The 15733-nt window shown below is 62.1% G+C and carries 9 protein-coding genes; 1 reads left to right on the top strand and 8 read right to left on the bottom strand.

The genetic code is table 11. The features are described from left to right. Window positions 1–302: 302 nt before the first annotated feature. Both mmsB and QF039_RS32880 read right to left on the bottom strand, forming a co-directional pair. A complete protein-coding gene (gene mmsB, locus QF039_RS32885; RefSeq protein WP_003214181.1) occupies window positions 303–1190 on the bottom strand; it encodes a 3-hydroxyisobutyrate dehydrogenase in 888 nt (295 codons plus the stop codon). Window positions 1191–1204: 14 nt separating this feature from the next. Beyond that, window positions 1205–2722: a CoA-acylating methylmalonate-semialdehyde dehydrogenase gene (locus tag QF039_RS32880; RefSeq protein ID WP_008430611.1), complete on the bottom strand. Its 1518-nt coding sequence runs from the start codon at window positions 2720–2722 to the stop codon at window positions 1205–1207. A 131-nt stretch (window positions 2723–2853) separates the two neighbouring features. Here QF039_RS32880 and QF039_RS32875 point away from each other — a divergent pair, with 131 nt between their 5' ends. Further along, complete coding sequence (locus QF039_RS32875; protein ID WP_087694895.1) at window positions 2854–3801, top strand: LysR family transcriptional regulator; 948 nt, start codon at window positions 2854–2856, stop codon at window positions 3799–3801. Window positions 3802–3936: 135 nt separating this feature from the next. On the opposite strand, the gene QF039_RS32870 is transcribed toward QF039_RS32875, so the two are convergent. The 6 genes from QF039_RS32870 to recC form a co-directional block, all read right to left on the bottom strand. After that, window positions 3937–4428, bottom strand: a complete 492-nt coding sequence (locus QF039_RS32870; RefSeq protein ID WP_003214188.1) for an OmpA family protein — start codon at window positions 4426–4428, stop codon at window positions 3937–3939. A gap of 4 nt (window positions 4429–4432) precedes the next feature. Continuing rightward, window positions 4433–5701 (bottom strand): diguanylate cyclase domain-containing protein, encoded by a 1269-nt coding sequence (locus QF039_RS32865; RefSeq protein WP_102368026.1) that lies wholly within the window; start codon window positions 5699–5701, stop codon window positions 4433–4435. Beyond that, entirely contained in the window at window positions 5698–6267 is a 570-nt protein-coding gene (locus QF039_RS32860; protein WP_177010073.1) for a YfiR family protein, read from the bottom strand. The genes QF039_RS32865 and QF039_RS32860 overlap by 4 nt, the downstream gene beginning before the upstream one ends. 161 nt (window positions 6268–6428) lie before the next feature. Next, window positions 6429–8480 carry an exodeoxyribonuclease V subunit alpha gene (recD, locus tag QF039_RS32855; RefSeq protein WP_307522705.1) on the bottom strand — a complete coding sequence of 684 codons (2052 nt, stop codon included), beginning with the start codon at window positions 8478–8480 and terminating at the stop codon, window positions 6429–6431. Continuing rightward, window positions 8477–12154, bottom strand: coding sequence for an exodeoxyribonuclease V subunit beta (gene recB, locus QF039_RS32850; protein ID WP_307522703.1), 3678 nt, complete (start codon window positions 12152–12154; stop codon window positions 8477–8479). The genes recD and recB overlap by 4 nt, the downstream gene beginning before the upstream one ends. Next, window positions 12151–15600 (bottom strand): exodeoxyribonuclease V subunit gamma, encoded by a 3450-nt coding sequence (recC, locus tag QF039_RS32845; protein ID WP_307522701.1) that lies wholly within the window; start codon window positions 15598–15600, stop codon window positions 12151–12153. Before recC ends, recB begins: the two co-directional genes overlap by 4 nt. Window positions 15601–15733: the final 133 nt, after the last annotated feature.

The following is a 15733-nucleotide window of genomic DNA, read 5'->3' as shown; positions in this document are numbered from 1 at the left end:
ACCGATAAATCAATTATAACGGCATGATAATCGAGCGCCCCATGGACACTCACCGAATGAATAACCCATGATCAAAAACATGATATTTCAGCGTCACACCTGAAACTTGTAAAAGTTTATTTCACAACTATAACAATGCAAAAAAAACCTTATCCCTAGGCATTAGTCGATAAGTAATACCGCCCTCCCACAAACGTCGCGAAGGGGTTTATTCAGGCCAAAAAAAAGCACCAGTAGTGAGCTGGTGCTGGAAGGTCTACGCAGTAAAAATCAGGGGCCCACAGTGAAGAAGGACAATCGCCCTACTTTGGTTTTCGATAGCTGTTGATGATCGCCGAGAAGTCCTTGCCCCCTTCCCCACGTTGGCTCATCGATTGATACAACTGCTGCGCCACTGCGCCGAGGATCACCGGCTGGTGTGCCTGGCGGGCCGCTTCAGTGGCCAGTCCCAGATCCTTGAGCATCAGTTCTGCACCAAACCCACCGGTATAACCCCGGGACGACGGCGCCGTCTCGATAATCCCTGGCCATGGGTTGTAGGTGTCCGAACTCCAGCAGCGCCCGGTGGAGCTGTTGATGATTCCCGCCAACACTTGGGTGTCGATGCCCAGCGCATCGCCCAGGGCCATGGCTTCGCTGACGCCGACCATGGTGATACCCAGCAGCAGGTTGTTGCAGATCTTGGCGATTTGCCCGGTGCCGACTTCGCCGCAATGGACGATGTTGCGGCCCATCTGCGCCAGCACCGGTTGCAGGGTGGCGAACAGTTCCGGGGTGGCGCCGACCATGAAGGTCAACGTCCCGGCCTGGGCACCGCCGGTGCCGCCGGACACTGGAGCATCCGCCATCACCACGCCTTGTTTCGCTGCCGCCGCCGCTACATCGCGGGCGGTCTGCGGGTCGATGGTGCTGCAATCCACCGCCGGCACGCCTTTGCCGATGCCGGCGAGCACGCCGTCTTCACCGAGCCACACACTGCGCACATGGGCCGCAGCCGGGAGCATGGTCACCACCAACTCGGCGCCTTCGGCTGCCGCGCGCGGTGAAGCGCTGATGGTGCCGCCCAGTTCCGCCAGTTCCTTGAGCACGGTCTGGTTCAGGTCGAACAGGTTCAGCGCATGGCCAGCCTTGATCAGGTTGCGCGCCATCGGCGCGCCCATGTTGCCCAGGCCGATAAATGCAATCTTCATGGTCGTCTCCTCGATCAGCGCAGGTTGATGGTGGTGTTGACGCCATCGTTGACGCTGTCGTCGTCGAACCAGCGGCTGGTGACGGTTTTGGTCTGGGTGTAGAACTGCACCACTTGCTTGCCGTACGGGCCCAGGTCGCCGAGTTTCGAACCACGGGAACCGGTGAAGCTGAAGAACGGAACCGGCACGGGGATCGGGATGTTGATGCCGACCTGGCCCACATCGATTTCGCTCTGGAATTTACGCGCTGCCGCGCCGCTCTGGGTGAACAGGCCGGTGCCGTTGCCGAACGGGTTGGCGTTGACCAGGGCGATGGCTTGGTCGAGGGTGTCGACTTCCAGCACCACCAGCACCGGGCCGAAGATTTCCTGGGTGTAGATCTGCATGTCGGTGGTCACGCCGGAGAACAACGTCGGGCCGACGAAATTGCCGTCCTCGAAGCCCGGCACCTTGATGCCGCGGCCATCCAGCTCCAGCTTGGCACCTTCTTTTACGCCGCTTTCGATCAGGTCGAGAATGCGTGCCTTGGCGCGCTTGGAGATTACCGGACCCACATCGGTACCGGCTTCGCTGCCGGCGTTCACCTTGAGCTTTTGCGCCAGGGCCTTGAGGTCCGGCAGCCATTGCTTGGCCGCGCCTACCAGCACCACCACGGAAGTTGCCATGCAACGCTGACCCGCCGCACCGAAACCGGCACCGACCAGGGCGTTCAGGGTTTGTTCGCGATTGGCATCCGGCAGCACCACGGCGTGGTTCTTGGCACCCATCATCGATTGCACGCGCTTGCCATGTTTACCGGCGAGGTCGTAGACGTGAGTCCCCACGGCGGTCGAACCGACGAAGGACACGGCCTTGATATCTTTGTGGGTGCACAGCGCATCCACCACGTCCTTGCCGCCGTGAACCACGTTCAGCACACCGGCTGGCACCCCGGCTTCCAGCGCCAGTTCAACCAGCAGCAGGGTCGACAGCGGGTCCTGTTCCGATGGCTTGAGTACGAACGTGTTGCCGCAGGCAATGGCCATCGGGAACATCCACAGCGGAATCATCGCCGGGAAGTTGAACGGGGTGATGCCGGCGCACACGCCGATCGGCTGGCGCAGGGTGTAGGTATCCACACCGCCGGCGACGTTTTCAGCGAATTCGCCCATCTGCAGGGTGCCGATGGAGCACGCGTGCTCGACCACTTCCAGGCCACGGAAAATGTCGCCTTCAGCGTCGGCAATGGTCTTGCCCTGCTCGGCACTCAGGACCACGGCGATGCGCTTGGAGTGCTCGCGGATCAAGGCTTGCAGCTTGAGCATGATGCGCATGCGCGCACCGATCGGCGTCAGCTTCCAGGTCTGGAAGGCGCGATGGGCGGCGTCGATGGCAGCGTTGACTTCTTCAGGGGTGGAAAACGGTACGCGGGCCAGCACTTGCTGGGTAGCGGGGTTGACGATGTCTTGCCATTCGGTGGTCCTGGATTCGACCCACTCGCCGTTGATCAGCAGCTTGACCTGTTTTACGGAAATATCGGCAGATGCGTTCATGTGGTCTCCAATTCTTGTAGGTATGCAGAGAACCAAGGCGTTGAATCGCCTTGAGGATGAGGCGTTCGGACTGTTTTTGGAGTATAGATGTGCAAACTTCTAATAAGAACGCACATAAAAGCCGGTCCAATATGCAAAAAAACATCACGTCACTGGGCTCCCTGAACTGGGATGACCTGAAGTTTTTCCTCGAAGTCGCGCGTACCCGCAAGGCCAGCGTCGCTGCCAAGCGCCTGGCGGTGGACTACACCACGGTGTCGCGGCGCATCAGTTCCCTTGAAGGATCGTTGGGCACTCTCCTGTTTGAAAAGTCCCGGACCAACGGCTTCGTATTGACCACCGAAGGCCAGCGCCTGCTGGGTTACGCCGAGTCCATCGAAAGCACGTTGCACATGGCCTGCGAACAGGTTTCCGGCTCCGGCGTGGCGCTGTCCGGCCACGTGCGCATGGGCTGCACCGAAGGGTTCGGCAGCTTCTTCGTCACCCCGCAACTGAGCCACTTCGTCGACACCTACCCGGCGATCTCGGTGGACATCCTGCCCCTGCCCCACTTCATCAGCCTGTCCAAGCGCGAGGCGGATATCGTCATCGCCCTGGAGCGACCGGAACACGGGCCGTACGTGTGCTGCAAGCTGTGCGACTACAAGCTGCAGCTGTACGCGACGCAGGAATACCTGGACCAGCACCCGCCCATCCGCCGGGCGGCGGACCTGGCCGAGCATCCGTTTATCAGCTACGTGGATGATTTAGCGTTCAGTTCGGAGCTGCTGTACCTGGCCAATGTGGTGCCCGGCGCCAGCGCCAGTTTGCGCAGCACCAGCGTGATTGCGCAGTACGTGGCGGCGCAGCAAGGGCGCTCGCTGGCGATCCTGCCGTGCTTTTTGGCGGCACAGGACCCGCGGTTGCTGCCGGTGCTTTCGAAGGAGATAAACATTACGCGGCAGTTCTGGATGTACTGCCGCGAGGACTTGAGGAAGTTGAAACGGATCACCCTGCTGTGGGATTACATCCGTGAGGTGACGGAGCAGAATCAGCCGTTGTTGATGGGGGAAACGCGGGAGATGGTGTTTGCCGATTAAATAAAATGTGGGAGCCGGGCTTGCCCGCGATAACAGTGTGTCAGTCACCCAATACATCAACTGATCCACCGCCATCGCGGGCAAACCCGGCTCCCACATTGATTGCATTCCAACTCGAACTGCCCGAAAGCCAGACTAGTCCGCAATCACCACAATCGACACCCGGCGATTCTCGGTGCGCCCCGCCGCTGTCGCGTTGGACGCCACCGGCTCGCTGCTGCCCAGCCCGCGCAGTTGTACGTTTTCTTCTTTCATCCCAACGCCTGCCAACACGTGCGCGACGCTTTTGGCTCGGCGCAGGGACAGTTGCTGGTTGTAGGTTTCCTTGCCCGAGGCGTCGGTGTGGCCGTCGACCCGCACGCGCTCAATGCCCACGCCCAGCAGCGCCTTGCCGATGCGCTGGACGATCTCGGTGCTGGGGGCATTCAGACTTTCGACGTCGCTGCCAAACAGCACCTTGCCCGAGAGGCCGAAGGCCCAGCCTTCGTCAGTCAGTTCAAAACCCTGCTGTTTGAGCACGGCGATTTGCGCCGGTGTCAGGCCTTTGGGCGGCGGGGTCTGGCAGCCGCTCAGGGCGAGCAGAGCCACGAGCAAGGTGATGAATAAAAAGCGTGCGGTCGAGAACAAGGGATCAACTCCTGTGTTGAACGTCGGCGGCGGGGGACTCCGATTCCGCCGTTTGCTGGCCACCCTGGGAAAGCCGTTTGGCCTGGTACATCGCCGCGTCGGCGGCGTTGAGCAGGTTACCGGGGGTGGCGCCATGATCGGGGTAGACGGCGATGCCGATACTGAGTGAGGTCAATACGTGGGCGTCGCCGGGCAGCGCAATGGGCGCGTCCATGCTGGCGATGATTTTTTCGGCAATGCGCTGGGCGTCCTCAAGTCGGTGCAAAGGCGACAGCAAGATGGCGAATTCATCGCCGCCCAGGCGTGCCACCAGGTCGTCTTCACGCAGTTGCGCACGAATGCGCTTAGCCACTGCCACCAATACCGCATCGCCGGCGGCGTGGCCGAAGTTGTCGTTGATGTCTTTAAAGCGGTCGCTGTCGAGGAACAAGACCGCCACTTTCTCGTTGAGCTTGGCGGCGCTGCGCAGGGCGCGGATCAGCCGACCTTCGAAGAACGCACGATTGGGCAGCCCGGTCAGGCTGTCGTGGCTGGCCTGGTGGGCGAGGGTTTCGTTTTCGCTTTGCAGGTGGGTCTGCCAGGCCTCCAGTTCGTCGAGCAGGGCATTGAAGTCATTGCCCAGGCTATCGAGTTCGGCGATTTTCGCCGGCGGTACGCGTCGGTCAAAGGCCCGCTCGCTTCGGGCGGCGTGGGCCACCGAGGCCAGGCTGTGCAACGGCCCGGTGATGCCGCGTAACAAACGCCGCGCCAGGTACAGTGCAACCCAGGCGCTGAGGGCGGTGCACACCAGAATCCCGGCAAGGCCGCTGAGCAGGAAGCGCAACAGGCTGCCGCCGTGGCCGGTCAGGTGCACGCTGCCGATGACCTGGCCCTGGTGCAGGATCGGCTGGGTGATGGGTTGTTCGAGCAGGGCATGCGCCAACTGCAGCTCAATCATCGACAGCATCCCGGTTTCAGGGCGCTCCCAATGGGCCAGTTGCTTGCCGTCGACGTTGAAGACTTCCGCCTCGGCCACTTCTTCCTCCGAGGCGATCACGCCCAACGCCTCGGTGGCCGCCGCGCTGTCGTTGAACACCACGGCCGCTTCCACGGTGTAGTTGATGGAGCGGGCGATCAGGTGCAGATTGTGGTCGGCATACACCCGCAGCGCGAGCACGCCGAGCAGGGTCAGGGAGATACTGGCCATGCTGACCGCCATCAGCGCCAGGCTCAGGTGCCCGCGCCCGATCACTGAACGCAAGGTAGGACGCACTGGCGCCTTATCGACACTCATGACCCCGGCGCTCGACGTCGGGACAGTTGCAGCACACTCGGATGAATGCGCACACCACTACGGGCAACGGAATCCAGGTTGACCTCGAACGACACCTGCTCGTCGGCCACCCGCAGGCAGAACAGGCTGCCCACGGTGCATTGGTCGCCGCCTTCGCTGATGCTGAGCACCGGATGGCCGATCAGTGATGCGAACAGGCGGCTGCGCTCGTCGCTGGTCAATTGGCCGATGTACACGGCATCGCAGGCATTGGCGATGTCTGGATGGTCGGCCAGCAAACGCTGCACCACTACCGGACGGCCGGTAGCCTGGGTGGTGCCTTTGACCAGGTCATCGGTGTATTGGGTTGGCCCGACGATGCACAAACGCAATTGCGCGGGCTCTACCGGCCAGCGGGCGTAACTGAGAATACCCAGGACCACTTGGGTGACGGCCTTGGCCCGCTGATCGGCCATGCCGGCAGGCGGCTGGGCAAAAACGAGGGGCGTGAACACGCACAGAAGCGCCAACAGCAGCATTCGTCTCCAGCTCAAACTTCGCTCTGTGGGCGAGACAGCCACGTTCATGCAGCGATTCTCTTTGATCTTCTCGGGATGATGCCGCAACGATAGCACAACGGCGGAAAACCCCCGAGGCGACACCCAGGAGGATTCCGACATTTTATTAAGAAAAATCACACATTTGGATCAGAAAATTTAGATGACTCATTGGTCAGCTTCTTTGACGATCAAGTGCCCAGTTCCAGCATCAGCCCACTCAAGCGTTTCACCTTGCGGCTCACCGCCTCTTCGAATACGCCACCCCGCGGTTCGATCAGGCTGAACCAGTCCTTGGCGCGGGTGATGCCGGTGTAGATCAGCTCTTTGGTAAGCACCGGGTTCAAGGCGTCCGGCAGAATCAGTGCGGTGTGGGTGAATTCAGAGCCCTGAGATTTGTGCACCGTCATCGCATAGACGGTTTCGACGTCGTTGAGCCGGCTGGGCAACACAAACCGTACGCCGCCCTGGCCATCGTTGCGCGGGAACGCGACGCGCAGAACCTGCGGCCCGCCGTCGCTTTCGGGCAGCTTGAGGGCGATACCGATATCGCCGTTCATCAGGCCCAGGCCGTAATCGTTGCGAGTCATCAACACCGGGCGTCCTTCGTACCATTGCTGGTCGCTGTCGATCAGCCGGGCCTTGAGCAGCGCGGCGGTGATGCGCAGGTTCAGGCCCTCCACGCCCCATGGGCCTTTGCGTACGGCGCAGAGCAGCTGGAAAGCGTCGAAGGCTTTCAGCAGCTTTTGCGCCCAGAGCGTCCAGGCCTCGTCATCCCGTGGCGTCTCCAGGGACGGACGCGCGGTCTGCAGCAGTTTCAGGTAATGGCGATAACCGTGGGCACCGTCGCCATGGCCGTCCAGCACCAGGCGCTCCAGGGCATGGTCGTGCTCGCCCTTGAGGCTGACGCAAAACAGGTCGGCATGGCTGCGGGCAGCCAGCAGTTTGCGGGCCTGCTCAGGGTTTTGCTGGTTGACCCAGCGGGCCAGTTGGCCAATGCCGCTGCCTTCGCCGAAACGCCGCGAGTAACGCAGCATCACCACTTGTTGCGCCAAGGGATGGCTACCGTCGAGGTCTTCCTGCAGGCCGCTGGCGCCGAGGTCTTCGCCGCTGACCTGTTGCAGCCACTGGCGGGTTTGCGGGCTGTAGAAACCGGCTTCGGCGTCGCGGCACAAATCCCCCAGCACCGCCCCGGCTTCAACCGAAGCCAACTGGTCCTTGTCACCCAGCAGTACCAGGCGAGCATGGGGTGGCAAGGCGTCCAGCAGGTTGGCCATCATTTCCAGGTCGATCATCGAGGCTTCGTCCACTACCAGCACATCCAGGGGCAACGGATTGCCGATGTGATGCCGGAAGTGTCGGGTGCCGGGACGGCTGCCGAGCAAACGGTGAACGGTGGTGACCTGGGTCGGGATTTTTTCCTTCACCGCATCAGGCACTTTCAGCGACAGCACTTGCTGGCTGATGGACTCGGTCAAGCGCGCGGCCGCCTTGCCGGTGGGCGCGGCCAGACGGATGCGCAACGCGCTGCCCGCTTCCACGGCGGGGGCCTGCAACAGCGCAAGCAAACGCACCACCGTGGTGGTCTTGCCGGTACCCGGCCCGCCGGTGACGATGCTGAATGCACCGCGGGTGGCCGAGGCGCAGGCGAGCTTTTGCCAGTCGACAACACCGTCTGGCGGGGCCTGGTCGAACAGGCGATTCAGGCGTTCGGGCAGATCGGCGGCAACGCTTTCCCGGGTGGCGAGTCGCAGGCGCAAAGCGCTGTCGATGCGCCGTTCGTAGGTCCAGTAGCGGCGCAAGTACAGGCGTTTGCCCGACAGCACCAGTGGCCGGCTTTGCGCCTCCTCGCTGCCGTCGACGGCCAGTGCCACCAGACGGCTGGCGGCCAGGGCATGGCACCAATGGGCGCCGTCCAGGCCGTCGAGCAACTGTGATGGCAGCAGCATGACGCCGGTTTGCACATCGCCTTCGGGTGGCAGCGACAGAGCGAAATCCGGGGCCTTGAGGGTTTCGAACAGGTCCAGGCACACATGGCCATGGCCCAGTTGGTGGCTGGTCAGGGCCGCGGCCAGCAGGACTAAAGGGTCAGCCTGCGGATCGAGTTCGTGGAGGAAGCCGACAAAGGCCTTGTCCAGCGCGCGCAACCAGCCGCGCTGCACCCAGAGATCGAGCAGTTGCACCAGGTCGGCGGCGCGGCTGAGGGGCGTCAGCTCCTCAAGCGGTAACGGCGACAGGCTCATAGCAGCTCTCCTTGTTCCCAGGCGGGCTCGGCCTTGGGTGGCAGCGGTTTGCCCTGGAACAGCAGGTCCAGGCTTTCGATCAATTCCCGGGGCGGTCGGGTGAAATACGCGCCCTGGCTCGCGGAATGGGTGCCCCGCAGGAACAGGTACAACGCGCCGCCGACGTGACGGTCGTAGTCGTAATCCGGCAGCCGCGCCTTCAGCTGGCGATGCAGGGCCAGCAGGTAAAGTACATATTGCAGGTCGTAACGATGGTCGAGGATCGACAGTTCCATGGCCTGCTGCGTGTAGGCCGAATCATCGGGACCAAGCCAATTGGATTTGTAGTCGGCCACGTAGTAGCGGCCTTCGTGTTCAAAGGTCAGGTCGATAAAACCCTTGAACATGCCATTGAGCAGCACCGGTTCGGCGGCCACGCGGGATACGCCATTGTGAGTGTGCTGGCACACCAGTTTGTCGAGTGCGAGGACGTCGACTTTGTGGCTGGCAAACCAGAACTCCATTTCGATCTGGTACTGCCGCAACTCGCTAAGGGCCACCTGCCCGTTGCCCAGCGGCAACCGGGCTTGCAACAGATGCCCGAGCCAACCGCCGAGTGTGCCGATCCAGCCTTCCCAGCCGCGTCGGTTGCAGCGGCGGGCGACCGCATCTTCGATAGCCTCCGGGGTAACATTGAAGCCTTCGCCGCCCGCCCATTCCAGCAGGCCATGGAGGAAGGTGCCGGGATTCGGCCCGCGTGGGAAACGGTGAATATCGCCACCGGAAGCCGGCACTTCGCGTGGGGCATCCGGGTCGAGGCGTTCGTCATCGAACAGCTTCTGCGCTTGTGGGCTTTCCGGCGCTTCGAGGCTCGCCGCACTCATGCTCTCGCCGATACGCAGCGCACTGTAGGAAGCGATCCACCAGTTTTCTGCCGCCTTGCGCTTGGGCAGCAGCGGCGCGAGCAAGGTGGCTTCGTTACGCGGCGGGTGGAATACGACCGCATCGGCCTCGGGCACTTCTGCGTAATGCAGTGCCGGGCAACCTTCCTGCAGGTCAAGCAACCAGCGGGCCAGGCCGCCGGACTCGCCAAGTGAAGCGCCGCCGCCGAGCAAGTAGCCCAGGGCCGACAGGTGCAGCACCGAGCTGTTGTTATTGCCACGCTTGAGGTCGGCGATGCCCAGCCAGCAGGCGTGTTTGGCGCGGGTCAGCGCCACGTAAAACAGACGCAAGTCTTCGGCCAGCCGTTCATCGTCGGCTTGGGCGATCAACTCGGCGGTGGGCCTGAGGCTGACCTTGGATTTGCCGTTTGCGTCGTGGTAATGCAACGGCAGGCGGCTGCCATCCACCGGTTTTGCCGAGCAAATGAACGGCAGGAAAACCAGGTCGTATTCCAGCCCCTTGGATTTGTGGATCGTTACCACTTTGACCAGCTGTTCATCACTTTCCAGGCGCAGGATCTGCTCTTCACCGGCCTGGCCGGAAAGCGCGAGATGTTCGGCCAGATGGCGAATCAGCGCTTGTTCACCGTCCAGCTCTGCGGCCGCCTGTTGCAGCAATTCCGAGAGGTGCAACAGGTTGGTCAATACCCGCTCGCCATCGCTGCGGGTGATCAGGGTTTGCGGCAATTTGAAGTCGTGCAACAGGCGCCGCAGCATCGGCAGCACGCCTTGGGTGCGCCAGATCGTACGGTAATCGCGGAACTGCATTACGCGTTGTTCCCACGCCAGTTCGTCCTGGTTCAGACGCTCCAGTTCGGGCAGCGACAGGTTCAAGGTGACGCAAGCCAGGGCGGCGCGCAGTGGGCGCTCGACGTCCGGCTCGGCACAGGCCTTGAGCCAGGCCAGCAGGTCGTGGGCTTCCTGGGCGGCGAACACGGAATCCTTATCGGAAAGGTAAACGCTGCGCACGCCACGGGCAGCCAGTTCACCGCGCACGGCCTGGGCTTCCTTGCCGTCGCGCACGAGGATGGCGATGTCTGACGGCAGCACGCCTTTGAAGCTAGCGTCTTTGCCGAGGAATCCGGCAGTTCCCTGCTGGCCGCCATTGAGTAACGCGACGATTTGACTGGCGCAGGACGCGGCCAACTGTTGGCGGTAGAGCACGCCGGAGATCGGCTGGTCGGTGGGTAGATGCCAGAGATTCAGCGCAGGCAACGTCTGACCGTTGACCTGCAGTTGTTCCTTACGGCCTTGGGACAATACCGACTGGAACGGCACCGGATTCGTACCGTCGGGTTCACGGAACAGGAACGCTCCACGGCCTTTTTCTGCGCGCTGGAATACGTGGTTTACCGCCTCGACCATGGCGTGGCTCGAACGGAAGTTGGTGCCCAGGGTGTGATGGCGGCCGGTGGTGGACTGGCGCGCGCGCAGGTAGGTGTAGATGTCGGCGCCACGGAAGGCGTAGATCGCCTGCTTTGGGTCGCCGATCAGGAACAGGCCGCTGTCGAGGTGGTTTTCTTCGATGCGGTAGATACTGTCGAAGATGCTGTATTGCACCGGGTCGGTGTCTTGGAATTCGTCGATCAGGGCGACCGGGAATTGCTCGCGGATCACGCTGGCCAAACGCTCGCCGCCGTCGGCTTGCAGGGCGGCGTTGAGGCGGATCAGCATGTCGTCGAAGCCCATTTCGGCGCGCCGGCGCTTTTCTTCTTCGAAGCGTTTTCCCACCCAGCCGGCGGCGTGTTGCAGTACAGCAGCATCGGGCGTTGGCAGGGCGTCGAGGCTGGCCTTGAGACTGGCCATGGCGTCGATACCCGGATGGCGTGGTGGTTCGCCTTTCCAGGCTTCGGCCATGCCGTCGGGGGTCAGGCGGGTGAAACCGGTGCCGATGTCCAGTTGTTCGAGAGACTCGTCAGCTGCCCAGGCGCTGATTTTTTCGAACCAGGGTTCGAAGTAACGGGCTTGCATCTTGCGACCATCGACGGTTTTGGCGGCGACGGCCTGCAGGCAAATGTTGCGCAATTCTTCTGCCCATTGTTGCCAGGGTGCCTTGAGCGCGACGAGTGCTTGGCGGCGCTCTTGCAGGCATTCGTTGATCAGCTCGGCGGGGTCACGCGTTTCATCCGTGGGCCGCTCGCTGCCGAACAGCGCGCGTACCCGTGGCATCAGGGCCGCCGGGCCGCCCCAATTGTTGCGCACCCAGTTCAGCGCATCGTCGTGCATCGGGTAGCAGAACAGCCGCCAGTAGTCGCGCAGCACTTCGCCGAGCAGGTCGCTGTGGTCAGTTTCCAGGGTCTGGGTGAACAGGCTCCCGCTGTCGAAGGCGTGTTCGCGCAGCATGCGCTGGCACCAGCTGTGAATGGTCGAGACGGCGGCTTCATCCATCCACTGGGCGGCGATGTCCAGGCGATTGGCGCAGCCGGGCCATTGTTCGGGGCTGTATTGGTCGCGCAGTTCGGCGATCAACGCGTCGGGTTCTTCGATTTCTTCGCGGAAAAAACGCGCGGCTTCTGCCAGGCGGATTCGGATGCGTTCACGCAGCTCTTTGGTGGCGGCATCAGTAAAGGTCACGACGAGAATTTGCGGCGGCAGCAACTCGCGGCCGAAGCCCGACTCGTCCCCTCCGTGGCCGAGTACCAGACGCAGGTAGAGCGCTGAGATGGTAAATGTCTTGCCTGTGCCGGCACTGGCTTCGATCAGTTGGCTGCCCTTGAGCGGGAAGGCCAGGGCCAGGGGTTTTGTACCGCTCATGCGCTGGCCTCCGCGCTGGTGAGTGATCGCCAGGGAGCGTTGATCAACGGTCGATAGAGGGTTTCGCACCAGCCTTCGAACTCTTCGCTGGCCATCAAGGCGGCGTAATCGGGGAACTGTCGGATGAGCGCAGGGCTTTCACGGCGCTCGCCGTCGCTGGTTTGGCCGTCGCCTTCGTAGGCTTTGCTGGCGGCGGCTTGCGCTTTGGCCGGGTCGGTTTGACCGAGCCAGGCGAATGCGGTTTTAACGGCGACCGGCAGTGGTTCGCTCATGCCGGTTTTCCAGGCGAGCAGCAGGTTGCCGAGGAGCTCCCGGGCTGTGGCTTGCTCAAGTGGGGCCAATAGCAGTGTGTCGTCGCTGGCGACCAGGCCGGTACTTAACGGAAGACCGCAGGCGCAGGCCACCAGGTGGTTGACCCATGGGCGAATCAGGCGATGCCACTTACGGGTCTTGATCGAGCCGATGCTGTTGGGGATGGCGGTGACGCTTAGAAAGCCGCCATCGCTGCGTTGATGCAGGCCACTGATCCAACCTTCCAGCTGGATGCCTTGATGCTCAAAACTGATCGGTTCGGCGCTGGTGTGCGCAGTGGGCCAGAGTGCCAGGAGTTGCTGGTAACGCTGCAACAGGTCGGGCAGAGGCTCGATCATTTCTTTGCGCAGGCATTCGCCGAAACCAACCATCGGCAACAAGCCACTGCCTTGCAGACGCAGGGCCTGGGCGTTGAGGGCTTCGTCGAGGTTGTCGGGGCGGGTGAGTGCCGCCGTGAGCAAACTGTCGCTCAGGTTATAGCGCTGCAGTGCATCGAGGACGAAGGGTTCTTCATCTTCCAGCGGGACTTCGGCGGCTTCGAAAAACACTTTCAGGCGCTGGCTGAAAAAGTGTTTGACCGGGTTGCGCAGGAAGTCTTGCAGTTGGCCAAGGCTCAACGGTTCTTCCTGGGTGTAGGGTGCGAGGCTGCCGGTATCGGGCACGCTGTCCGGGGTTGCGTGGAGCAACTGCCATTCGCGGGCGTAGCTGAACAGCTTGTCACCTTCATGGAAGTAGCGGGCGCTGAAGGGCTGGAGCGGGTGTTCCTGGGTGGTGGCTTCCAGGAGTGGTTCGCCACTGGTGGTGTGCCAGCCGCTGGCAATGTGGTCGCGCAACTGCCCGATCAGGACCGATGCCGGGCGATCACTGTTGTCGCGGATACTGCGGCCGACCCAACTGATGTAGAGCTGGTCGCGGGCGGAGAGCAGGGCTTCGAGCAACAGGTAGCGGTCGTCTTCGCGGCGTGACCGATCCCCTGGGCGGTAGTCGCTGCCCATCAGGTCGAAGTCCAGCGGCGGTTGCGCGCGTGGGTAGTCGCCATCGTTCATGCCAAGTAGGCAAACCAGCTTGAATGGGATCGCGCGCATGGGCATCAAGGTACAAAAATTGACAGCTCCCGCGAGGAAGCGCTGGGACAGTCGGCCTTGGTCGAGGCCTGCCAGCCAGGCCTCGCGGACTACGGTCAGGGGTAATTCGTCATGCAGGCCGACGGACTCGCAGGTCTCCAGCCAGGTTTCTCTCAGTTGCTCGAGTTGACCCAACAGGTAGTCGTCGTGCTCGTTGCTCGGGAGGAAGAACAACTGCATCAGGTTTTGCAGGCGCTCGCCCCACTCTGTCGGCGCGGCAGGTTGCGAAAGTGCCTGGTGGGCGTCGTGCAGCGCATCGAGCAGTGCGACCAGCGGGCCGATCAAGGCCGCATCGAGTCCGCCGATTTCATCGTACGGCTCGATGCCATCGCAGGCAGAGCCCGTACCGACGGCGTAGCCCAGGAGCATACGACGCAGGCCGAACCGCCAGCTGTTTTGCTCCAGCTCCTGGGGTAAGCCGAGGCCGGCGCGTTGTTCGGCGTTGAGGCCCCAACGGATACCGGCGCCTTCGATCCAGCGGTGCAGGGTCGGCAGGTCGCGTTCCTTGATGGCGAAGCGTTCCCGCAGGGCCGGGACGTCGAGCAGGTCGAGGATTTCGCTGACCGGAAAGCGGCTGTCCGGGAGCTTGAGCAGGTGCTCGACGGCGATCAGTAACGGATCGCGGCCACGCTGGCCCTGGTCCGTAAGCGTGAACGGAATGAAGCGTAGGTCGCTTCTTTCAAGCTGGCCGAATACGGCGCGAATATGCGGCGCGTAGCTGTCGACGTCGGGGACCATGACGATGATGTCCCGTGGGCGCAGCGTGGGGTCGGCGCTGAAGCGCTGCAGTAACTGGTCGTGAAGAACTTCAACTTCGCGTTGGGCACTGTGGGCGATGTGGAAGCGAATGGAAGTGTCGCGCGCCAGGTCGACGCTTGGCCAGAGTTCACGGGTTTCGTTGAGGGGGCGCAGTTCGAGGATGTCGTCCTGGAGTTGGTTGAGCAAGGTGGTGGGCTCGCTCTCGCTGAACAGGTCGATACGACCGTCACGGAATGCCGAGCGGTAACTGTTGGGGTCGTCGTAGCTGTCCAACAGGTTGATGTAGTCGCGACCTTGCTTACCCCAGGCAGCGAGCAGCGGGTGGGCGTGCTGATGCAGGGTTTGCGGGTCGATGGTGACCGGCATTCCGGCCTTGCGTGCCTGGCGCTTGTATTCGTTTCGGAGCAGGTCTTTGTCGGCGACGATGTCGGACCAGTGATGGCGACAAGGGTTGTGCACACACAGCAGCACCTGGCTGAAACGGGCGAGGCCGGCAAGGGCTTCCAGCGCTTGGGCTGGCAAGGAGGAAATGCCGAAGACGATCACGCGGGAGGGCAGGCCTATCGGTGCCTGCTCCAGGCTATTGATGCGCTCGATAAAGCGTTGGTGAACTCCGGCGCGACTTTGAGCCATGCCCTCCTCTCCTACGTCCAACAGCAGGGCGCGCCATAGTTCGGCTTGCCAGCAGTTGGCCGGGCTCAAAGGTTTGGATTCGCCACGGCCATTGCGCAGTTGATGGCGACCGGCAGCCCAATCTTCCAGCCAGTCAGCACGGTAGACCTGGTATTGGTCGAACAGGTCGGCGAGGCGTTCCGCGAGTTGGTAGCGTTTGCGCAGATCCGTATCGTGGGTCAGGAAGCGTTGCAGGGGTTCGAAATGGGGCTGATCGATCAGCTCCGGCAACAGGCGCATGAGACGCCAGGTCAGTGGGGCTTTATCCAGCAGGGATTTGGGTGGGATCTCGTCTTTGCCCAGGACCATGCGATAGAGCTGCCACATGAAGCTGCCGGGAAGCTGCACATCAATAGCGGCAGCGATGCCGCAACCGCCCATGTCGTCGTCTTCAGGGTCTTCAGCCAGCGCCAGTTTCAGCCACTGGGCAATACCGTTGCTTTGTACCAGGGCGATTTCGTTTTCCAGGGGAGCCAGCGGGTAACGGCGCATCCAGCTGACAACCAGGCTGCGCAGTTCATCCAGGCGGTTGCCGTGAACCACCATGAATCCAGCACTGAGGGACGTCGCATCCGGCATAACGGCTTCCTTGGGAAAAGCAAAATCGAGGATGGACTTTAGCATTGAAGACAATCGTAGGCTGCAAGTGAGGAACACTTGGAGACGCTCGCCATACTTTCCGACCGCGCAAAACAAAACCCCTGACTGCATA

The sequence above is a fragment of the Pseudomonas sp. W2I6 genome (assembly GCF_030815935.1).
Classification (GTDB): Bacteria; Pseudomonadota; Gammaproteobacteria; order Pseudomonadales; family Pseudomonadaceae; genus Aquipseudomonas.
This window is presented reverse-complemented; position numbering and strand designations above follow the sequence as displayed.

Bases quoted from the DNA above. Each gene is read 5' to 3' on its own strand.
- QF039_RS32865 (WP_102368026.1), bottom strand. From the start codon at position 5,701: ATGAGTGTCGATAAGGCGCCAGTGCGTCCTACCTTGCGTTCAGTGATC.
- QF039_RS32860 (WP_177010073.1), bottom strand. From the start codon at position 6,267: ATGAACGTGGCTGTCTCGCCCACAGAGCGAAGTTTGAGCTGGAGACGA.
- QF039_RS32880 (WP_008430611.1), bottom strand. From the start codon at position 2,722: ATGAACGCATCTGCCGATATTTCCGTAAAACAGGTCAAGCTGCTGATC.
- recD (WP_307522705.1), bottom strand. From the start codon at position 8,480: ATGAGCCTGTCGCCGTTACCGCTTGAGGAGCTGACGCCCCTCAGCCGC.
- mmsB (WP_003214181.1), bottom strand. From the start codon at position 1,190: ATGAAGATTGCATTTATCGGCCTGGGCAACATGGGCGCGCCGATGGCG.
- recB (WP_307522703.1), bottom strand. From the start codon at position 12,154: ATGAGCGGTACAAAACCCCTGGCCCTGGCCTTCCCGCTCAAGGGCAGC.
- recC (WP_307522701.1), bottom strand. From the start codon at position 15,600: ATGCCGGATGCGACGTCCCTCAGTGCTGGATTCATGGTGGTTCACGGC.
- QF039_RS32875 (WP_087694895.1), top strand. From the start codon at position 2,854: ATGCAAAAAAACATCACGTCACTGGGCTCCCTGAACTGGGATGACCTG.